This is a genomic window from Cognatiyoonia sp. IB215182, from assembly GCF_033963905.1.
Taxonomy (GTDB): domain Bacteria; phylum Pseudomonadota; class Alphaproteobacteria; order Rhodobacterales; family Rhodobacteraceae; genus Yoonia.
Genome location: NZ_JAXBMB010000001.1, coordinates 401,308 through 421,526, shown reverse-complemented (window position 1 = coordinate 421,526; position 20,219 = coordinate 401,308). Strand labels below are relative to the sequence as shown.

Genomic DNA, 20,219 nt, shown 5'->3' with positions numbered 1-20,219 from the left:
TTCTCGCCATCTGGACTCCCGACTCAAAGCGCTTTGAGGTGCGTTTCAAAACGTTTGTGGTGACAAAATGAAATTTTCCCCCGTTTTTTTATTGCGCCTGACCTAGCGTTACATTTGCTGACCTTTCGTCAGTCGAAAAATGACGCCACGTTCCGTTTACGTTAACGTCAGCTTTGCTTGTATGGTGCGTCCAAGTTCCTCAAGTGCGGGCCATTCGAAACACGCATAAGGAATGTAACAATGACGACTGAGACGCTGAATATTCGCGAAATGTGTGACGCATTTGAAGTAACACCACGCACCCTGCGCTTCTATGAAGCCAAGGAATTGCTGTTCCCCATTCGCGAAGGGCAGAAACGCCTGTTCACCAAGCGCGACCGCGCCCGCCTGAAGCTGATCCTGCGCGGCAAGCGCTTTGGCTTCTCTTTGGAAGAAATCCGTCAGCTGCTTGACCTCTATCATATGGATGACGGGCAAGAGACGCAGCTCGCCAAGACCTATGAACTCGCCGAAAAGCACCTCGCCGATATGGAAGCCCAGAAGGCTGAGCTCGAAGAGGCGATCACCGAACTGAAAGAACAAATGGCCTGGGGTGCTGAAAAGCTGGACCAACTGGCCAAGGCAAAAACCGTCGCGGCCTAAGAACGCGGGCGCGACGCCCAAATGTTGAAACGGAGAGACACCAGATGCCGATCTACCACGCCCCTGTCAAAGACATCCAATTCGTGCTGCACGACCTTCTAAAGGTCAGCGAACAGGATATCCCAGGTTTTGACGACCTCGATCGCGAGTTCACAGGCGCTGTTGTAGAAGAAGCCGGCAAGGTCGCGACCGAAGTGTTGCACCCGCTGAACGTTGTGGGCGACACGGAAGGGTGTGTGCTGGAAAACGGCGTTGTGCGCACTCCCAAAGGCTTCAAAGAAGCATTCGAGCAGATGAAAGACGGCGGCTGGACCGCCATGGACTGCGACCCTGAGTATGGCGGTCAAGGCTTGCCCTATGTCATGCATACCGCCGCTCAGGAGCCGTTCGTTTCCGCCAATATGGCGTTCAATATGTACCAGGGCCTGACCCATGGCGCCTATTCGGCGATCTATGCGCATGGCTCTGAAGACCAGAAACAAAAATACCTGCCCAAAATGGTGACCTGCGAATGGACCGGCACCATGAACCTGACCGAGCCGCATTGCGGCACCGATCTGGGCCTGATGCGCACGAAGGCTGTGCCAAACGGTGATGGGTCCTACAAAATTTCGGGCCAGAAGATCTTTATCTCGGCTGGCGAACACGACATGGCCGACAACATCATCCATCTGGTGCTGGCGAAGATTCAGGGCGGGCCCGAGGGGATTAAGGGCGTGTCGCTCTTCATCGTGCCGAAGTTCATGGTGAACGATGATGGTTCACTGGGTCAGCGCAACGGCGTCGCCTGCGGCAAGATCGAAGAAAAGATGGGCATCCACGGGAATTCGACCTGTGTGATGAACTATGACGAAGCCACCGGTTTCCTTGTGGGCGAAGAGCACAAGGGCATGCGTGCGATGTTCACGATGATGAACGAGGCGCGTCTGGGTGTGGGCCTGCAAGGCTATGCCCAGGCCGAAAGCGCCTACCAGAACGCTGTGGCTTATGCCAATGACCGCTTGCAAGGGCGCGATGTGACGGGTGCCAAGAACCCTGACGGGCCTGCCGATCCGCTGATCGTGCATCCAGATATCCGCCGGAACTTGATGGATCAGAAAAGCTTTGTCGAAGGGGCACGCGCCTTCACCTATTGGGGCGCGATGCTGATCGACCAGGCGCATAAGAACGAAGACAAAGACGCGGACGGCCTGATCTCGTTGATGACGCCTGTCATCAAGGGCTTCCTGACCGACAAGGGCTTTGAATATGCCACGGCGGCCCAGCAAGTCTATGGCGGCCACGGCTATATCGAGGAATGGGGCATGTCGCAGTACGCCCGCGACGCCCGGATCGCGATGATCTATGAAGGCGCCAACGGCATTCAGGCGCTGGACCTCGTGGGCCGCAAGCTCGCGCAGGACGGCGGCAAGCATGTTATGGCGTTCTTCGAAATGGTGAAGACCTTCATCAAGGAAAACGAAGGCAATGAAGCGCTGAAGGCTGACTTCCTCGAGCCACTGAAAGCCGCATCCAAAGACCTGCAGGCCGCTGGTATGTACTTCATGCAGAACGGCATGAAGAACCCCAACAACGCCCTCTCCGGCTCTTACGACTTCATGCACATGATGGGCCATGTCTGCCTTGGCCTGATGTGGGCACGCATGGCGAAGGCTGCGATGGAAGCACTGGAGGGCGGCGCGTCCGACACCGAGTTCTACGAAACCAAGATCGCGACCGGGCGCTACTACATGGCGCGCCAACTGCCTGCCACATCCATGCATCTGGCCCGTATCAACACCGGTGCCGATACTGTGATGGCGCTGGAAGCGGCAAACTTCTAAGCTGATCGAGAGGGCGCGGCAATCGCGCCCTCTGCCGACGCGCCTTGCGTCACTGATTGGTTGGGGAGGCCTTTCACATGTCCATGAAACTGCATTGCTTTGGCGAAAGCGGAAACGCTTACAAGGCCGCTTTGACCCTGACCCTCGCCGGCGAGGCGTGGGAGCCCGTTTTCGTGGACTTTTTCAAAGGCGCCACAAGGTCGCCGGAGTTCAAGGCGCTGACCGTCATGGCCGAAGTGCCGGTACTGGAAGATGGAGATACGGTGCTAACCCAGTCCGGAGTCATTCAGGACTATGTCAGCTCAAAAACCGGCAAGCTCGGCGGGAGATCTGCTGCGGAACGGCGTGAGGTGCTGCGCTGGATGTTCTTTGACAATCATAAAGTGTCGGGTGTCGCCGGCCCATTGCGTTTCAACATGAACTTCCTACCTGAAGAGAAACGCAATGCGGATGTGAATGCCTTCATGGCCATGCGCCTCGCCTCAGCTCTCAAGGTTCTTGAGGCCCAGCTTGCGGGCCGCGACTGGCTCGCCAGCGACGAGATCACGATCGCCGACATCGCCTGCTGTGGTTACCTGTTCTACGAAGAAGACTTCGCCTTCAACCGTAAACAGTATCCGAATATCGACGCCTGGCTCGACCGCATCGCGGCCCAGCCCGGCTGGAAACACCCTTATGATCTGATGCCGCGTGCCTTGCCCGCATGAATGAAGGTAGACACATATCAAGGCCTTCCAAAAAATCTCGGTTGGTAAAAGCTGCGTCTCGTTTGAAAGGACGAAAGTTATGCTTGGACGAGCAGCCCTGGGCGGCATCTGGATATATCAAACCTATATATCGCCGCGCAAAGGGTTCCGCTGCGCCTATTCTGTCCTGCACGGTGGAACCGGCTGCTCAGGATACGCCAAACAGGCCATTCAAGAGCATGGCGCATTTGGGGCAATACCACATATCCGGAACAGATTCCGCGACTGCAAGGCTGCGCATTTCACACTGCGTGACGAAGGACCGGAAAAGAACCGCAAACGCCGCAAGAAAGAGGGCTGGTTGCATTGGACCGATTGCTGTGGCGGCGGTTGCTCGACAGGAGATTTCCGGCCCGGCGCTGGCAAAGGGGGTACCGATTGCAGCCCAGGCGATTGTCCCGCTAGCGGTTGTGAAGTCTGCAGTTGCGGCTAGCGGCTACCCAAACGCAAAGAACACGAATTCTGATTTAATTGAACGGAGGAGTTCATGACCGAAGCCTATATCTATGACGCCGTGCGCACGCCGCGCGGTAAGGGCCGCAAGGATGGCAGTCTGCACGAGGTGACGTCCGCGCGCCTGTCTGCTGGCGTGCTGAACGAGTTGAAAGCGCGTAACAATCTGGAAGGCCATGTCGTCGAAGACGTGATCTGGGGGAATGTCACGCAGGTTGGCGAACAGGGTGGTTGTCTGGCGCGGACGGCTGTGTTGGCCTCTGACTTGGATGAGCGCATTCCAGGTCTCGCCATCAACCGCTTCTGCGCTTCTGGCATGGAAGCCGTGAACCTCGCCGCCAACCAGGTCAAAGGCGGGGCCGGTCAGGCCTATATCGCTGGCGGGGTCGAGATGATGGGCCGTGTTGCCATGGGCTCTGACGGTGCTGCGATTGCCGTTGACCCGTCCATCGCGATGGAGACATACTTCGTCCCACAAGGGATTTCAGCGGATATCATCGCCACCGAATACGGGTTCACCCGCGATGACGCCGACGCGCTGGCCGTTGAAAGCCAAAAGCGCGCTGCTGCCGCTTGGGAAGACAACCGGTTCGAAAAATCCATCGTGCCGGTCAAAGATGTCAATGGCCTGACCATTCTGGACAACGACGAATACATGCGCCCCGGAACCGACATGCAGGCGCTGGGGTCGCTCAACGCGTCGTTCCAGCAGATGGGTGAGGTCATGCCCGGCTTCGACAAGGTCGCCCTTATGAAGTACCCGCATCTGGAAAAGATCAACCATATCCACCATGCGGGCAACTCGTCTGGCATCGTGGACGGCGCCGCTGGCGTTCTGATCGCGAATAAGGAATGGGGCGAGGCGCATGGCATCAAACCCCGCGCGCGGATCAAGGCCACAGCAAAGATCGGTACGGACCCAACAATCATGCTGACCGGCCCGGTCCCCGTGACTGAGAAGATCATGGCCGATTCAGGCATGTCGATCAGCGACATCGACCTTTTCGAAGTCAACGAAGCCTTCGCGTCGGTCGTCCTGCGCTTCATGCAGCGTTTTGACGTCGATGACAGCAAGGTCAACGTCAATGGCGGCTCTATCGCGATGGGTCATCCTTTGGGCGCGACAGGTGCAATTATCATCGGCACGCTGCTTGATGAGCTAGAACGCACCGGTCAGGGCACAGGCCTCGCGACACTCTGCATTGCATCTGGTATGGGGGCGGCAACGATTATCGAACGCGTGTAGGTTTTGTATGCGGCAACCCGAACTGAAGACGGCCAAGGAAATCTCAGAGCACTTGCTGAAAGTGACGGCCGACGCTCTGATGCAGCACGATTTTGAAAGCTTCGCCTCAGCCTTCGGATTGCCGCAGACCATGACCACGATCGAAAGCGAAATCCGGCTTTTGACGCGTGATGATCTGCGAATGGCGTTTGAACAGATGTGCGATTGTTTCCAATCCATGGGTATGACGGAATTGCGGCGGGTTTGCGAAGCTGCCGCCTTCTGCGGCCCTGATCGGGTCGAGGCCACACATACCAGCCACGTGCTCGCACATGGCAAAGACATCGTGCCGCCCTATCCGGTTTTTTCTGTTCTTGAGCGGCTGGATGGACAGTGGAAAATCACCGGCTCGGACTACGCCCTTGCCGGTGATCAGCCTCAGGCGAAAGCCCTTGATCCGCACAAAAAGACGAACCAACGGGCGATGCTGATCTATCAAGAGCATCTTGACCGCACGACGGCCTCTCTCATGGCTGCGGATTTCGACGCGTTTCGGATGACCATCTCCTTGCCACACAGCATGCAAACTGAGACCGCGACGCAGCTCGTCACAGATGTCGCGGATATGGAACGCACATTCTACAAATTCGCGGACAAATATCGGGGCATCGGCGTCACTGACTTCGTGCGCATCGCGAAAGAGGCTTGTTTTCATGCCGATGACGACATTCGCGGCGTGCACGAAAGCCATCTCATCCGCAACGGCACGCGCCTGATCCCACCTTATCCGAACCGCGTTCGGCTCAAGCGTTGTGCTGACGGCCTCTGGCGCGAAACTCATTCGACCAACGCCATGATGAATGGCGAAGGTCGCTTCCATCTCTGGGCTGAAGTGGCGGAAACGCCGACGCTGCCCGATCTTGTTATCGATCCTGAAAGGACCTCCAATGACTGATTTCACCATGGCCGTCGACGCGGATGGCGTCGCGACAATCACCTGGGACACTGTCGGCAAATCCATGAACGTGATGAGCCGTGATTCCATGCAGCTTCTCAACAAGCTTGTAGATGAGGCACTGGCCGATGATGCGGTTAAGGGCATCATCATCACATCTGGCAAGGATACATTTGCTGGCGGGATGGACCTCAATGTGCTGGCCAGCATCCGCGATGAAAGCGGTGAGAACCCGGCGCAAGGTCTGTTCGATTTCACGATGGCGGGTCACTATATGCTCCGTAAGATCGAGCGTGCGGGCATGGACCCCAAGACCAACAAAGGCGGCAAACCGATTGCCGCCGCCCTGCCCGGCACGGCGCTCGGCATCGGTCTGGAAGTCCCGCTGGCCTGTCACCGCATCTTTGCCGCCGACAATCCCAAGGCCAAGATCGGCCTGCCTGAGATCATGGTCGGCATCTTCCCCGGCGCAGGTGGCACGACCCGTTTGGTCCGCAAACTGGGTGCGATGGCCGCTTCGCCCCTATTGCTGGAAGGTAAGCTGAACGACCCGATGAAAGCGAAAGCTGCTGGTGTCATTGACGAAGTTGTCCCAGCGGATGAGCTGCTGGCCAAAGCCAAGGAATGGGTTCTCTCTGAGCCCAAGATCGTCAAGCCATGGGACGAAAAGGGCTATAAGATGCCTGGCGGTGCGCCTTACCATCCTGCAGGTTTCATGACCTTTGTCGGCGCGTCGGCCATGGTCAACGGCAAGACCCAAGGAGTCTATCCGGCGGCCAAGGCGCTTCTCTCCGCCGTCTACGAAGGCGCGCTTGTGCCCTTCGATCAGGCGCTGAAGATCGAGGCACGCTGGTTCACCAATGTGCTGATGAACCCATCGTCCAGCGCCATGATCCGCAGCATCTTCATTAACAAGGAGGCCTTGGAGAAGGGCGCCAACCGCCCCGAGGCGCCAGACCAGAAGGTCAGCAAAGTTGGCGTCATTGGCGCCGGTATGATGGGCGCGGGGATTGCGTTGGTTTCTGCGTTGGCCGGCATTCAGGTCGTGCTGATCGACTCCAGCCAGGAAGCGGCGGACAAGGGCAAGTCGTACACGACCGCCTACATGGATAAGGGCATCGCCCGCAAGAAAGCGACCGAGGAAAAGAAAGAGGCCGTGCTGGGCCTGATCAATGCGACTGCCGACTACGACGCGTTGAAAGGCTGCGACCTGATCGTCGAGGCCGTGTTCGAGGATGTGGGCGTGAAGGCCGACGTCACCGCCAAGGTGCAGGCCGTCACCGGCCCCGATTGCATCTTCGCGACCAACACATCAACCCTGCCGATCACAGAGCTCGCCAAGGCGTCAAACGATCCCGAGAAATTCATCGGCATCCACTTCTTCAGCCCCGTGGACAAGATGCTGCTGGTTGAGATCATCAAGGGCAATGAGACGGGCCCTGTGGCCGTGGCCAAAGCGCTCGACTATGTCCGCCAGATCAAGAAGACCCCGATTGTCGTCAATGACGAACGGTTCTTCTACGCCAACCGCTGCATCATCCCTTACATCAACGAAGGCATTCGGATGGTGAAGGAAGGCGTCGAGCCTGCGCTGATCGAGAACGCCGCTAAGCTCGTTGGAATGCCTTTGGGTCCGCTGCAACTGACCGATGAGACCTCCATCGACCTTGGCGTGAAAATCGCCAAAGCGACCAAAGCCGCGATGGGCGACGCCTACCCGAACGAGGCTGTGGACGAGGTGCTGTTCTGGATGTTCGACCAGGAGCGTCTGGGCCGCAAATCCAACTCCGGCTTCTATGCCTATGATGAAAAAGGCAAACGCCAGGGTCTGTGGGAGGGCCTCGCCGCGCCGTATCCCGCCGCCGATGAGCAGCCCGACCTGACCACCGTGCAGCATCGTCTGCTCTTCGCGCAGGTGCTCGAAGCCGTCCGTGCGCTGGAAGAAGGCGTGCTGGAAGACATCCGCGAAGGCGACGTGGGCGCGATCCTCGGCTGGGGCTTCGCCCCTTGGTCGGGTGGGCCGTTCAGCTGGCTCGACATCATCGGCGCGCCTTATGCCGTCGAACGCTGCGATCAGCTGACAGAAGCCTTTGGCGAGCGGTTCAAGACACCGGACCTGCTGCGCGAGATGGCCGAGAAGGGTCAGACATTCTATGGTCGCTTCGGACAAGAAGCCAAAGCCGCCTAGGGCCGGCAATCCAAGCTGAACTCAAAGCGGGCAATATCCTTGCCCGCTTTTTTCCATCTCGGCGCGCAACAAATCTCTAGGCTGTCGAAATGCTTACCCAATCGGCTAAGTTTCTCGGTGGCCTTATCCCAAGCCCCCTTCGGCAAAGAATAGGCGTAATGAGCGAGAAGATATCACCGCTCACCTGCAAATGTCTGACAATTGAGACTTGTCAGACCCGCCTAACATCCTCTCTTATGGCGAAAGATTTGGGAGGATCGACAGATGGGTTGGATGCGTGATGAAACGGGCCTCGGCAAACGGGCGGCGAATTATGTTCCGCTCACTCCGCTCTCGCATTTGCAACGGGCTGCACTGGTCTTTGCAGAGCGCGAGGCTCTGGTCTACGGCAGCATTCGCCGGACCTATGCAAAGTACTACAAACGTGTCTCGCAACTTGCCTCTGCCCTTACAAAGGTGGGCATTACACCCGGCGACGTGGTCGCCACCATCCTGCCCAACGTCCCAGCCCAGTCCGAGGCCGCCTTTGGCGTGCCCGCCTGCGGTGCGGTGCTGAACACGATCAACACACGGCTCGATGTGGATACGGTCGCCTATATCTTCGATCATGGCGAGGCCAAGGTGGCCCTGGTCGACAGCCAGTTCCTGCCGCTCGCCATGGCCGCGATTGATCTGATGGAAGGGCCCGCGCCCCTGATCATCGAAGTTCCCGATGACGAGGCGGGCGTACACGCCATGGCCGAACAGCAGAATTACGAGGATTTTCTGGCCACCGGCGATCCGGATTTCAAATGGATCATGCCAGAAGATGAATGGGAAAGCCTCGCGCTCAACTACACCTCCGGCACCACAGGCCGCCCCAAAGGTGTCGTCTACCACCATCGCGGGGCGTACCTGATGACCATGGGCACACCGATCTCATGGGAATTGCCGCTTTTCATGCGCTATCTGCAGATCGTGCCGCTCTTTCACTGCAATGGCTGGAACCATACCTGGATGATGCCGAGCCTTGGCGGTACGGTCATCTGCTGCCGCGATATCAGCGCCAAGGCCATCTATGACGCCATCGCCGATGAGGACGTGACCCATTTCGGCGGCGCGCCGATTGTGCTGAACATGATCGTCAATGCCGACGACGCAGACCGCCGCGCGTTCGACCACATCGTTCAGGTCTTCACGGCAGGCGCACCCCCTGCCCCGGCCACACTCGCCGCGATCGGCAAACTCGGCTTCAACGTCAAACAGGTCTACGGGCTGACTGAGACCTATGGCCACGTGGCCGAATGCATCTGGGATGCGAGGTGGGACACGCTGCCGGGTGAGGAACAAGCCGCGATCAAGGCCCGCCAGGGCGTCGCATTTCCGATGATGGAGGATGTGACGGTCGTTGATGATCAGATGGCGCAAGTGGCCATGGATGGTACCGCGCAAGGCGAGATTGTAATGCGCGGAAATGCAGTGATGAAAGGCTATCTGAAAAACCCCGACGCGACAGAGAAAGCTTTTGCCGGCGGCTACTTCCATTCCGAGGATCTGGCAATCCAGCATCCTGACGGTTCAATCCAGATTTCCGACCGCGCGAAGGACATCATCATCTCAGGCGGCGAAAACATCAGTTCGGTCGAGGTGGAAGGCGCGCTGATGCACCACCCCGCCGTCAACCTCTGCGCCGTGGTCGCCAAGCCCGATGAGAAATGGGGCGAGGTGCCTTGTGCCTTTATCGAGTTGAAAGACGGCGCCGATGCCGATGAGGCCGAAATCATCACCTTCACCCGCGAACGTCTGGCGGGCTTCAAGACGCCGAAAAAAGTGGTGTTTCAAGAACTGCCCAAAACATCGACCGGCAAAATCCAGAAATTCGAGCTGCGCAAACGCGCGAAAGAGTTGTGACAAACGCTGCGGGATGGCGGGTGGGGCGCCTTTCGCGAGAGCGAAACAGCGACACCCGGCATCACATCACATGACACAACCGCAACGCATCATAAATCGCCGCATGCGTATTGCGCGACGACACCGCATCGCCAATCCGAAACAGCTGATAGGCCCCATCCGGGTTCACCCGCAAGGCCTGCGGCCTGACCGCAATGAAAGCGTCGTGATCCAATTGCCCGCCATTGGATGACCCGTCCCGCAAATCGAAATAGAGATCATCCAAAGGCCGCGTCCCGTAATTCACCACCACCTGATCGTAATGCTGAACCTTGGTGAAATCGCTGTAATCCGTCCCGATCGTGGCCGCCAACTGGTTCCCGTCACGCAACACGCCCAAGAGCCGCTCCGCCACCGTCAAACGCACCCCAAATCTCTGCAAATTGCGCAAGTAAGGGGTCAGATTCATCCCCATCACCTCAGGCGCGATGCTGCGGTCGGGCGTCATCACCTCAACATCGGCCCCCGCCTCTGCCGCCATCTCAGCCGCCTGCAGCCCCGGATTGTCGCCGCTTTCATCATAGATCAGCACGCGCCCGGCGGGCTTCACATCGCCAGAGAGGATATCCCAGGTGCTGATCACATGCGCAGCCTCACCACACGTTTCGAAGAGCTCAAGGTTCGGCAATCCACCGGTTGCAATAATCGCCACGTCCGGAGCAAGAGCGGTGACATCCGACCCCTCGGCGTAGGTGTTGAAACGAAAACGCACATCACGCGCGGCACATTGCGCCATGCGCCAATCAATGATCCCGATCATCTCACGTTTGCGCGGCGACTGCGCTGTTAGCCGAATCTGCCCGCCGGGCTGATCCGCAGCCTCAAATACCGTCACATCATGCCCGCGTTCGGCACAGACCCGCGCGGCCTCCAACCCGCCGGGGCCCGCACCAACAATCACAACCTTCCTGCGCGTCCCGGAAGGGGTGATCACCTGCGGCATCTGCAATTCGCGGCCCGTAGCGGCGTTGTGGATGCAAAGCGCCTCGCCCCCCTGATAAATCCGGTCGAGGCAATAGGTGGCGCCCACACAAGGCCGGATATCATCCTCGCGCCCTTCCATCACCTTCCGCACAATATGCGGATCGGCCATATGGGCGCGCGTCATCCCCACCATATCCAGCAACCCGGCTGAGATCGCATGGCGCGCTGTCGCCACATCAGGAATGCGCGCTGCATGAAAGGTCGGCAGACCCGTCGCCGCGCGCACGGCCCCTGCAAAATCGAGATGGGGCGCCGAAGCCATACCCTGTAACGGGATCACATCTGTCAGCGCCGGGTCAGAATGCACTCGCCCACGGATCACGTTGAAAAAGTCGATCTTGCCCGTGGCCGTCAGGACTTGCGCCATCTCAAGCCCCACCTCAGGCGTGATCCCCCCTTTCGCAGCCTCGTCCGCCGTATAGCGAATGCCGACGATGAAATCCGGCCCCACCCGCTCCCGCACGGCATCGATGATATCGAGGCCAAACCGCATCCGGGTCTCAAGCGAGGAGGCCCCGTAGGGGCCGTCGAGCGCGTTGGTCAGGGGCGACCAGAATTGATCGATCAGATGGCCGTAAGCCTCAATCTCTACCCCATCCATACCGCCCTCTTTCATCCGCTCGGCAGCATCGGCAAAATCGGCGATCACCCGCGCGATATCCCAATCCTCGACGATCTTCGCAAAAGCGCGGTGGGCCGGTTCCCGATGCGGGCCGGACGAAATGGAGGGCAACCAATCCCCCTTGTTCCACCCCGTCCGACGCCCCAGATGGGTCAACTGGATCATGACGGCACAGCCGTGATCATGACAGGCGTCGGTCAACTGCCTGATCCACGGCACCACCTCATCCTTATAGGCCAGCACATTGTTGAACGATGGCGGGCTGTCACGCGACACAACGGCAGAGCCCGCAGTCATCGTAAGCGCCACGCCGGCCTTGGCCCGCTCCGCATGATAGGCCGTGTAACGTTCTTTCGGCATCCCATCTTCAGGATAGGCGGGCTCATGACTGGTGGTCATGACCCGGTTGCGCAAGGTCAGATGCTTCAACTGAAAGGGCTGAAGCAATGGATCGCTGGACATCGGCACACCTCTGCAAACGTACTCAGTTCAGTTGGCCCGCCGCCGCTGCGCCCGGTCAAGTCTGTTTCCGACATGGCAGATCCCGATCATGCGGCGTCATGTCTCCGTTGGATACACCTGGTGCACAACCTTCAGATGCAAGTGATTGACCGATATCGATAGCTGAAAAAGACACTTCTCATCTACTTTTGAGAGAACCGAATATTCGAAAGCGCGATTGCATTGCGCACGAGAATTTCGACGCTGAAGCCTCATTAAGACGGAAATAGGGTTCTCAATCTGGCGCCTTCGCACCACCTTGAAAGAAATGGATGTTATTGTTCAAATTCGCCTTGGCAATGAAACCCGTCACCGCTAACCACCCAACACATTGACAAAAAATGGAAACGATCTGTGGCACTCAAAGCTTTACAAACACTCTGTTCAATCACCGTCGGGCTTTCGCTCTCTGCGTGTACCCCTGCCGACACGGCATCACAGGGCGTCGCCTCGGGCAATGCAACTACAGGCGTAGTTGCTGCAAGCGATCCGGTGGTCGCTGCAAGTTTTGATGGCGGAAGTGTCCGTTGGAATGACGACAGCGTCATGGTCTATCGGTTTACCGCGATTGAGCGCGCTGGCGAAATTTTTGTCTGCGGCGCATATTCTGGTGAGGGCCTATCTTATACCCCGCAATTCAACCGTGAGCTATTGCGGCGTTCTGCTGTCACTGTGAACGGCGAAGCAGTGATGCGGAACTTAGCCTATTTCCAGAAGGCTTCCGATGAATTGCTGGACGCTGGTCTTGTTGGCAGCGAAACGCGCTGCAGATCAACCGGCCTGGCCAGTGGCAGCGTCGCGCTGGAAGATTTGGATGTCGAACTCCGCCAAGGACGTGTCCGAATTCGTGTTTGAACGAGAACTTTCTAGCTCAGATAGCACTCCCAGGTAACAGAAGACCGCTCATTGCAATTTCGCTTGCGCGACATGAAGTAGGGAACGGTCTTCATCAAACCCGACATGACAAGCGCCTCTTGACCAGATAATCTGGCATAAAAAGGGGCAGCTTGGGCAATGACAGCGCTTGATAAGTATCAGCGGCTTGAGAGTGGTGGCATCTGGCGCGCTGATGCCGAGGCGCAGCGTCGTGATGTGGTGATTTCCTTTGGCGATGCGACCTTGGTGATCGCCGATGGCACTGCACGACCGCTGGCGCATTGGTCTTTGCCTGCCATTGTGCGCCGAAACCCCGGAGAGCACCCGGCCCTCTATGCACCGGACGACGATGGCGGCGAGCTTGTCGAGATTTCCGACGATCTGATGATCGACGCAATTGAAGAGGTTCGCGCGGCACTGGACAAAGCACGGCCCAAACCGGGCAAACTGCGCCATTGGATTACCGGCGGGATCGTTGTTGGCGCTCTGCTGCTCGCTGTTTTCTGGTTGCCCGGCGCCCTGACGCGGCAAACGCTGGCTGTCGTGCCCTTTCCCAAACGCGTGGAGATCGGGGCGACGATGCTGGGGTATCTGCAAGTGCAAACTGGTGCTGTGTGCAATGAACCCCGCGCCAATGACGCCAGCAAACGGCTGGCAGAGCAACTTTTTGGTCCACAGACACCCACCCAGATCTTGGTAGTGCCGGACTTGCCCGCCGGCGCGTTGGCCCTCCCCGGCGATTTGGTCGTTGTGGATTACGCGCTCTTGCGGTCGTCTGACGACCCGGCCGCAGCCGCAGGCTTCATTCTGGGCAGTCGTGCCGCGTTGACCCATATGGACCCGCTAGAGGAATTACTCCACAACGCCGGGCTTGGCGTCACATTTCGGCTGCTGACCACCGGAGAGATCCCCGCGACCATTCTGCAAGACGCTGCTGCGGCGCTGCTAACGGAAAACGCGCAAGACGCGCCAGCAGACCTGCTGCGCGACGCGCTCGCCAATGCGCAAGTACCTCAGGCGCCATTTCTGGCTGTCGCGGATGAACGCACCGGCACGATGCCTGATCTGGGCAGCGATCCTTTGCAAGGCGCCGATGTTCCCGCGCTTCTGACCGACAGCGACTGGGTCAGCCTGCAGAACATCTGTGATGTTTAGAGCTTCTGATGCCAGGCAATGAGAGGACCGAGCTGACCATTAGGCCGATCACAGCAGACGACTTGCCGCAACTGCTGGAACTCTATGGACATCTTAGCCCGGATGATCCGCCCTGTTCGCCCACCTGTGCGGAGGACAATTTTGCTCGTTTTCTGCGCTATGACGGCAATGCAATCCTTGTCGGGACCAAGGACCACATTTTCGTCACTTCCTGTGTTCTGGTCGTTATTCCGAACCTTTCGCGCTCTGGCCACCCATATGCGCTGATCGAAAATGTCGTCACGCATGAAGATCACCGAAACCGGGGGTATGCGACACACGTCCTCGATGCCGCCTGTGATCGCGCCTGGGCGGCAGGTTGCTACAAGGTGATGCTGATGACTGGTTCCAAACGCCCTGAAACCTTGCGGTTTTACGCCAATGCGGGCTTCTTGCAGACCAAGACCGGTTTCCAAAAACGCGCACCTGGATACTGAATGTCATCACTGCCGCGTTGAAGGCAGACATGTCATATACAAGGCACTAAGGTCGCGTCTAAGCACGAACAGCAGAGGTCCCACATGCCGCCGCTCCGTCACCAATGCGTTGATACGCCATGACAAATGCTCTGCCATTTCCCTGCACAGCTCAGGCCGCGCGCGCGCAAGGCAGGGAAGGCGATTGCCTCGATCCCAAAGGCACTCTTCTCGCCACGATCCTTGGTTCAAGCCTTGCTTTTATCGTCGGCTCGATCATCAACGTGGCCCTGCCGCAGATGCAAAGCACCTTTGATGCTGGCCCAACGGGCCTGCAATGGATCGTGAATGCTTATCTTCTGCCTCTAGGCGCACTCGTTCTCATTGGCGGAGCAATGGGCGACATTTATGGGCGCAAGCTGATCTTTCAGTGGGGGTTGGGCATCTTTTCCGTGGCATGCATCATCTGTGCTGTCGCATGGTCCCTGCCTGTCTTGCTCTTTGGCCGTGCATTGGAAGGGATCGGGGCCGCGATGCTCGCCCCTACTTCGCTCGCCATTATTGCCGATGGTTTTTCCGGACGCGCGCGGGGTGCTGCTATTGGCACCTGGGCGGCGGCCGGTGCAGCCGCAGGCGCAGCGGCCCCATTGCTGGGAGGCATAATCGTTGACCTCGCCGGATGGCGTTGGGCCTTTGTCGCCGTCACGCCAATAGCCATCTATGCAATGATCGTCGCTAGAAAGTCGGTGCGCGAAAGCAAAGCGCGCGAGGATGCACCGGCGCTCGACTGGACCGGGGCCGCCTTGTCCGGAGCGGGGCTGTTTGCGCTGATCTGGGGGTTGATCGCGTTGCCGGATCAAGGTCCGACCACGCCCGTCCTTGCCGCACTGGTCATCGGCGCCGCACTGCTCTTCACCTTTGTCGTGGTCGAGCGGCGGCTGGGCGACGATGCCATGACACCGCTTGTTCTTTTTCAGAACCCAACCTTTTCGGGCCTGTCGTTGCTGACGCTTTGCCTTTACGCTGCCTTGGGCGGGTTGCTTGTCCTGCTGCCCTACGTGTTGATCCGCGAGTTAGGCTATAGCGCCACCGCCGCCGGTGCGGCCATCTTGCCATTTCCGCTGGTGATGGGGCTGTTGTCACGCTTCGTGGGTGGCGCGATGACCGAAAGGTATGGAACCCGGACGCTGCTCGTCACAGGCTCCGCTCTAGTGGCTCTGGGCTTTGCCTTGTTCGCACAGATCCCCTCAAATGAGGTGGTCTATTGGCTGCACCTTTTTCCCGGCTTGATCGTGATGGCGCTTGGCATGGCGGCCTCGGTCGCGCCGCTGACAACTGCGGTGCTCAACAGCGCAGGTGCCCGCTATACGGGTGTTGCGTCGGGCATCAACAATGCGATCTCGCGCATTGCAGGACTGCTTGCCACCGCATTTCTGGGGCTTGTGTTGATCGGGGCCGCAGATGATCTGATCGCGGGCTTCGCTGCTGCCGCTTGGGCTGGCGTCGCACTGTCGCTGTTGAGTGCGGCGACAGCATACTTACTGGTTGCGCAGACCGAGCCCGCATGAGCGGCTACTTCGTCCCGAACATCCGGTCGCCCGCATCGCCGAGGCCCGGCACGATATAGCCGTGCTCGTTCAAATGGCTGTCAATCGCCGCCGTCACGATGGGTACATCGGGATGCGCCTCCTTCATCCGTGCGATCCCTTCAGGTGCAGCAAGCAGGCACATGAACCGGATATTCGTGGCCCCAGCCTCTTTGAGCAGATCGATGGCGGCGACCGAGGAATTGCCGGTGGCCAGCATCGGGTCTACGGCGATGACAAGCCTGTCGTCCAACTCGGTTGGCACCTTGAAATAGTATTGCACGGGTTTCAGCGTCTCTTCGTCACGATAAAGCCCCACAAAGCCCACACGGGCCGAGGGGATCAGTTCCAGGATCCCGTCAAGCAGCCCGTTCCCCGCCCGTAGGATCGAGACGAGCGCCAGCTTCTTGCCGTCGATCACGGGCGCGTCCATTGGCTCCAGCGGGGTTTCGATGGCGCGGGTCGTCATGGGCAGATTGCGCGTCACCTCATAGGCCAGAAGCTGACTAATCTCGCGCAGAAGTTGGCGGAAGCTGGCGGTCGAGGTGTCTTTTTTTCGCATCAGCGTCAGCTTGTGCTGCACCAGCGGGTGGGTGACATGGGTGACGTGGTCGGTCATGTGGCAGGCTCCAGTCGTTTGGCCACGCGGGCGCGGGTGTCATCATCGCAAAAGGCGGCGGCAAGGGCTGTTTGATTGATGGCTTTGAAGTCATCCTCACCCCAGCCGAAGGTCTTGTTGAGCGTGTCGTATTCGGCGGTCATCGTCGTGTGAAAGAAAGGTGGGTCGTCAGTGGAGACGGTGACTTTGACACCCGCGTCTCGCAGCTTGACGATCGGGTGATCGGCCCAGCCGCCCACAGCGTTGAGCACCACGTTTGAGCCGGGGCAAACCTCAAGCACGATCCCTTTCTCGGCGATTTCCTCAACCAGTGCCGGATCACTGGCCGCGCCGATCCCGTGGCCGATCCGGACCACGTCAAGATCGCGGATCGTGTCGGCGACCATATCGGCCCCGCCCCATTCGCCCGCATGGCAGGTCAACGGCATCCCCGCCTCGCGCGCCATGTCAAAGCTGTAGGCGTAATCGCCGGGGCGGCCCACCATTTCTCCACCTGCCATGCCATAGCCGGTGATGAAGCTACCGAAGGTTTCGACCGCGCATTTGGCGGCAGGCTTGCAAGCCTCCGGTCCGAAATGGCGGATGCCGGTCACGATGCCTTTCAGGGTGATCCCCAGCTTCTCTTCCGCCTCGTTGGCCGCATCTTCGATGGCTGCGAGGTATTCGCGCCAGGCCGCGAGGTCCCCGCCGCCACAGAAATCGGGCGAGACAAAGGTTTCCATATAGACGACGCCATGTGACGCCGTTTCCTCCAGCACGGCCATGGTCAGGCGGCGAAAGTCTTCAGGGCTTTGCAAGGTGGTGCAGGCAGCTTCGTAGACCTGCAGGAAATGGTCAAAGTTGCGGAAAGCATAGCCGCCATCGGGCGTGAAAATCTTGCTTAGATCGATGCTTTTTTCTGCCGCCAGCCCCCGGATGAAAGCGGGTGGCGCGCAACCCTCAAGATGGGTGTGCAACTCGATCTTGGGTGTGGATTGAAATGTCATAGAAAGCTTTTTCCCTGGCCGCGATAGGGCACTTTTAGATGGTCAGCGACGCTAGCGGCAACGTCGGTAAAGGCCAGATGCCCAAGCGCCCTCGCCCCGATACCATGCACCAAGACAGGCACCCGTTCGCGGGTATGGTCCGTGCCGCGCCACGTCGGGTCATTGCCGTGGTCGGCAGTGACGATCAGCAGGTCATCCGGGCGCAGTTTGGGCAGCAGTTTGGCCAATGCCTCATCGAACCATTCGAGCTGTTTACCGTAGCCCTGCGGGTTCCGCCGGTGCCCATATTCGCTGTCGAATTCCACGAGATTGGCGAAGATGAAGGTGCCGTCATCAGCCTCATCCGCGAGGTCATAAAGGTGGCCCATCAGCACCGCGTCCCGCCCCTTGCGAAGGTCATCGATGCCCCGCATCGAAAAGATGTCGCCGATCTTCCCCACCGCATAGACCTTCCGCCGCGCATCATGCACATCGTCGCAGATCGTCGAAGCAGGCGGCGCTATCGCAAAATCCTTGCGGTTTGCGGTGCGGGTGAAGTTGCCAGGCTCGCCGACAAACGGCCGGGCGATCACGCGGCCTACCTTCATGGCATGCAAGGTCGGGGCCAGATCGGCACAAAGCTGATGCAGCCGGTCGAGGCCAAAATGCTCTTCATGCGCCGCGATCTGAAGGACGCTGTCGGCGGAGGTGTAGCAAATAGGCCAGCCGGTTTTCAGGTGTTCGTAACCGTATTTGACGATGATCGCGGTCCCGGAGGCGTGGCAATTGCCGAGGATCCCCTCGGTGCAGGCCTTGGCGCAAATCTCCTCCGTCAGATCATCGGGAAAAGCCGGAATCTGTTCAGGAAAAACATGCCAGTCCCACGGCACCGGCACGCCTGCGAGTTCCCAATGGCCGGACGGCGTATCCTTGCCCGGCGAGATTTCGGTCGCAGCGCCCCAAGCGCCGGTCGGCGTCTGCCCAAGGCCAGGGGCATCCACGCCAGAGGCGAGTTTGACTGCGGCACCGAGGCCCAGCGCATCCAGTGTCGGCACATCCAGCCCGGCGGTTTCGGCAATGTGCCCCACCGTATTCGCCCCGGTATCCGGCAAATCGCCGTTGAAGAATTGGTCCGCATCGGGCGCGCCGCCAATTCCAACGCTGTCAATCACGATCAGAAAGGCCCGGGGCATCATTCCACCCTTTCGATAATCAAGGGGCCGCGTGCGCCGCTTTCGCCAATTGTAATCGCCGCACGCACCGCCTGCGCCGCGGCTTCGGCGCTGTCTTCATCAGCGGCATGCAGGATGCAAAGCGGATCACCGCGCGTAACTTGATCGCCAAGGCCCACCATCTCGGTCAATCCCACCGAAGGGTCAACAGTGTCCGTCTCAACCCGGCGACCGCCGCCCAGACCCACAACCGCAAGGCCCAGCGCTTCACCGTCAATCGCGGCAACCTGCCCGCTTTCCGGAGCAGTTACGGCCCCGACAACAGGCGCCTTTGGCAGATGCGTATGCCAGTCCTGCGCCATGTCAGGTGGTCCGCCCAAAGCGGCGATCATCCAGGCAAAGCGCTCCATCGCTGCGCCAGAGGCAATCGCGCGACTGACCCGTCCGATGGACTTGTCCTCATTTTCGCCCTGCATGACGAGCAGCCGAACACATAAAGCAAAGCTCAGATCATAAAGCCGGGGGGCGGCTGTCTTGTTGCCTGCCAGCACTTCCATACAGATCGCCACCTCAACCGCGTTGCCCAAAGTCGGTGCCAGAGGCTCGTTCATATCGGTGATCATCGCTTCGGTCTTGCAGCCCGCCCCGTTTGCCGCGTCCACCAAAGCGCGGGCGAGGGTTCGGGCCTCATCAGGCGTCTTCATGAATGCGCCCGACCCGCATTTGACGTCAAGGATCAGGCTCTCCAAACCGGCTGCCAGCTTCTTCGACAGGATCGAGGCGGTGATCAGGTCCACGCTTTCGACCGTCGCGGTCACATCCCGGATTGCATAAAGCCGCTTGTCTGCCGGGGCGATCTTGCCCGTTGCACCCACGATGGCACAGCCCACATCGCGCGTGATCTGGCGCAACCGCGCCTCTGTGACGTTGATGTTGACGCCAGGGATCGCTTCGAGCTTGTCGAGGGTGCCACCGGTATGGCCCAGCCCCCGGCCCGAGATCATCGGCACGTAGGTGTCGCAGGCCGCCAGAACAGGTGCGAGGATCAGCGAGACGCAATCGCCTACGCCGCCGGTGGAATGCTTGTCGATCACTGGCCCCGGCAGGTCCCATTGCAACACGTCACCGCTGTCGCGCATCCCTTGCGTCAGTGCGACACGACCTTCCTCCGAGAGCCCGTTCAGCACCACTGCCATGGCAAAGGCCCCGGCTTGGGCGTCACTGACATCGCCATCGGCCAGGCCGTTTGCGAACCAGGTCAGTTCCTCCCGGCTGGGGGTTTGGTGCCTTCGCACTTTGGCGATGATCGCACGGGCGTCCATC

At 59.2% G+C, this 20,219-nt stretch carries 17 protein-coding genes; 12 read left to right on the top strand and 5 right to left on the bottom strand.

Annotated features, from left to right (window positions below):
* Positions 1-240 precede the first annotated feature (240 nt).
* The 8 genes from SLH47_RS02185 (at position 241) to SLH47_RS02155 (ending at position 9,922) form a co-directional block, all read left to right on the top strand.
* Positions 241-642: a MerR family DNA-binding transcriptional regulator gene (locus SLH47_RS02185; RefSeq protein ID WP_320237684.1), complete on the top strand. Its 402-nt coding sequence runs from the start codon at positions 241-243 to the stop codon at positions 640-642.
* 44 nt (positions 643-686) lie between these two features.
* Complete coding sequence (locus SLH47_RS02180) at positions 687-2,465, top strand: acyl-CoA dehydrogenase C-terminal domain-containing protein (RefSeq protein WP_320237683.1); 1,779 nt, start codon at positions 687-689, stop codon at positions 2,463-2,465.
* A gap of 77 nt (positions 2,466-2,542) precedes the next feature.
* Positions 2,543-3,172, top strand: a complete 630-nt coding sequence (locus tag SLH47_RS02175) for a glutathione S-transferase family protein (RefSeq protein WP_320237682.1) — start codon at positions 2,543-2,545, stop codon at positions 3,170-3,172.
* A 79-nt stretch (positions 3,173-3,251) separates the two neighbouring features.
* Positions 3,252-3,644 carry a membrane protein insertion efficiency factor YidD gene (gene yidD, locus SLH47_RS26365; RefSeq protein ID WP_413785607.1) on the top strand — a complete coding sequence of 131 codons (393 nt, stop codon included), beginning with the start codon at positions 3,252-3,254 and terminating at the stop codon, positions 3,642-3,644.
* Positions 3,645-3,698: 54 nt separating this feature from the next.
* Positions 3,699-4,910 carry an acetyl-CoA C-acetyltransferase gene (locus SLH47_RS02170; protein ID WP_320237680.1) on the top strand — a complete coding sequence of 404 codons (1,212 nt, stop codon included), beginning with the start codon at positions 3,699-3,701 and terminating at the stop codon, positions 4,908-4,910.
* A 7-nt stretch (positions 4,911-4,917) separates the two neighbouring features.
* Positions 4,918-5,844 carry a hypothetical protein gene (locus SLH47_RS02165; RefSeq protein WP_320237679.1) on the top strand — a complete coding sequence of 309 codons (927 nt, stop codon included), beginning with the start codon at positions 4,918-4,920 and terminating at the stop codon, positions 5,842-5,844.
* The gene (locus SLH47_RS02160; protein WP_320237678.1) at positions 5,837-8,032 is read left to right on the top strand and encodes a 3-hydroxyacyl-CoA dehydrogenase NAD-binding domain-containing protein; all 2,196 of its coding nucleotides are present in this window, start codon (positions 5,837-5,839) and stop codon (positions 8,030-8,032) included. Before SLH47_RS02165 ends, SLH47_RS02160 begins: the two co-directional genes overlap by 8 nt.
* A gap of 264 nt (positions 8,033-8,296) precedes the next feature.
* Complete coding sequence (locus tag SLH47_RS02155) at positions 8,297-9,922, top strand: AMP-binding protein (RefSeq protein WP_320237677.1); 1,626 nt, start codon at positions 8,297-8,299, stop codon at positions 9,920-9,922.
* A 61-nt stretch (positions 9,923-9,983) separates the two neighbouring features.
* Here the strand turns inward: SLH47_RS02155 and SLH47_RS02150 are convergent, their stop codons facing one another.
* Positions 9,984-12,029: an FAD-dependent oxidoreductase gene (locus SLH47_RS02150; protein ID WP_320237676.1), complete on the bottom strand. Its 2,046-nt coding sequence runs from the start codon at positions 12,027-12,029 to the stop codon at positions 9,984-9,986.
* 393 nt (positions 12,030-12,422) lie between these two features.
* Here SLH47_RS02150 and SLH47_RS02145 point away from each other — a divergent pair, with 393 nt between their 5' ends.
* The 4 genes from SLH47_RS02145 (at position 12,423) to SLH47_RS02130 (ending at position 16,122) form a co-directional block, all read left to right on the top strand.
* Complete coding sequence (locus SLH47_RS02145; RefSeq protein WP_320237675.1) at positions 12,423-12,923, top strand: hypothetical protein; 501 nt, start codon at positions 12,423-12,425, stop codon at positions 12,921-12,923.
* A gap of 159 nt (positions 12,924-13,082) precedes the next feature.
* Positions 13,083-14,099: a hypothetical protein gene (locus SLH47_RS02140; RefSeq protein WP_320237673.1), complete on the top strand. Its 1,017-nt coding sequence runs from the start codon at positions 13,083-13,085 to the stop codon at positions 14,097-14,099.
* Positions 14,100-14,107: 8 nt separating this feature from the next.
* Entirely contained in the window at positions 14,108-14,575 is a 468-nt protein-coding gene (locus SLH47_RS02135; RefSeq protein ID WP_320237671.1) for a GNAT family N-acetyltransferase, read from the top strand.
* Between the two features lie 119 nt (positions 14,576-14,694).
* Complete coding sequence (locus SLH47_RS02130) at positions 14,695-16,122, top strand: MFS transporter (RefSeq protein ID WP_320237670.1); 1,428 nt, start codon at positions 14,695-14,697, stop codon at positions 16,120-16,122.
* 4 nt (positions 16,123-16,126) lie between these two features.
* On the opposite strand, the gene upp is transcribed toward SLH47_RS02130, so the two are convergent.
* From upp to SLH47_RS02110, 4 genes are read right to left on the bottom strand one after another with little or no spacing between them, the layout of a single operon-like run.
* Positions 16,127-16,759: a uracil phosphoribosyltransferase gene (upp, locus tag SLH47_RS02125; RefSeq protein WP_320237668.1), complete on the bottom strand. Its 633-nt coding sequence runs from the start codon at positions 16,757-16,759 to the stop codon at positions 16,127-16,129.
* A complete protein-coding gene (locus SLH47_RS02120; RefSeq protein ID WP_320237667.1) occupies positions 16,756-17,745 on the bottom strand; it encodes an adenosine deaminase in 990 nt (329 codons plus the stop codon). Before SLH47_RS02120 ends, upp begins: the two co-directional genes overlap by 4 nt.
* Complete coding sequence (locus SLH47_RS02115; RefSeq protein WP_320237666.1) at positions 17,742-18,917, bottom strand: phosphopentomutase; 1,176 nt, start codon at positions 18,915-18,917, stop codon at positions 17,742-17,744. The genes SLH47_RS02120 and SLH47_RS02115 overlap by 4 nt, the downstream gene beginning before the upstream one ends.
* Complete coding sequence (locus tag SLH47_RS02110) at positions 18,917-20,218, bottom strand: thymidine phosphorylase (RefSeq protein ID WP_320237664.1); 1,302 nt, start codon at positions 20,216-20,218, stop codon at positions 18,917-18,919. Before SLH47_RS02110 ends, SLH47_RS02115 begins: the two co-directional genes overlap by 1 nt.
* Between the last annotated feature and the right edge of the window lies 1 nt (position 20,219).

Coding starts and splice junctions, on each gene's coding strand:
- SLH47_RS02185 (WP_320237684.1), top strand. CDS start 241: ATGACGACTGAGACGCTGAATATTCGCGAAATGTGTGACGCATTTGAA.
- SLH47_RS02175 (WP_320237682.1), top strand. CDS start 2,543: ATGTCCATGAAACTGCATTGCTTTGGCGAAAGCGGAAACGCTTACAAG.
- yidD (WP_413785607.1), top strand. CDS start 3,252: ATGCTTGGACGAGCAGCCCTGGGCGGCATCTGGATATATCAAACCTAT.
- SLH47_RS02160 (WP_320237678.1), top strand. CDS start 5,837: ATGACTGATTTCACCATGGCCGTCGACGCGGATGGCGTCGCGACAATC.
- SLH47_RS02165 (WP_320237679.1), top strand. CDS start 4,918: ATGCGGCAACCCGAACTGAAGACGGCCAAGGAAATCTCAGAGCACTTG.
- SLH47_RS02120 (WP_320237667.1), bottom strand. CDS start 17,745: ATGACATTTCAATCCACACCCAAGATCGAGTTGCACACCCATCTTGAG.
- SLH47_RS02130 (WP_320237670.1), top strand. CDS start 14,695: ATGACAAATGCTCTGCCATTTCCCTGCACAGCTCAGGCCGCGCGCGCG.
- SLH47_RS02180 (WP_320237683.1), top strand. CDS start 687: ATGCCGATCTACCACGCCCCTGTCAAAGACATCCAATTCGTGCTGCAC.
- SLH47_RS02110 (WP_320237664.1), bottom strand. CDS start 20,218: ATGGACGCCCGTGCGATCATCGCCAAAGTGCGAAGGCACCAAACCCCC.
- SLH47_RS02150 (WP_320237676.1), bottom strand. CDS start 12,029: ATGTCCAGCGATCCATTGCTTCAGCCCTTTCAGTTGAAGCATCTGACC.
- SLH47_RS02135 (WP_320237671.1), top strand. CDS start 14,108: ATGCCAGGCAATGAGAGGACCGAGCTGACCATTAGGCCGATCACAGCA.
- SLH47_RS02170 (WP_320237680.1), top strand. CDS start 3,699: ATGACCGAAGCCTATATCTATGACGCCGTGCGCACGCCGCGCGGTAAG.
- SLH47_RS02140 (WP_320237673.1), top strand. CDS start 13,083: ATGACAGCGCTTGATAAGTATCAGCGGCTTGAGAGTGGTGGCATCTGG.
- SLH47_RS02115 (WP_320237666.1), bottom strand. CDS start 18,917: ATGCCCCGGGCCTTTCTGATCGTGATTGACAGCGTTGGAATTGGCGGC.
- SLH47_RS02155 (WP_320237677.1), top strand. CDS start 8,297: ATGGGTTGGATGCGTGATGAAACGGGCCTCGGCAAACGGGCGGCGAAT.
- upp (WP_320237668.1), bottom strand. CDS start 16,759: ATGACCGACCACGTCACCCATGTCACCCACCCGCTGGTGCAGCACAAG.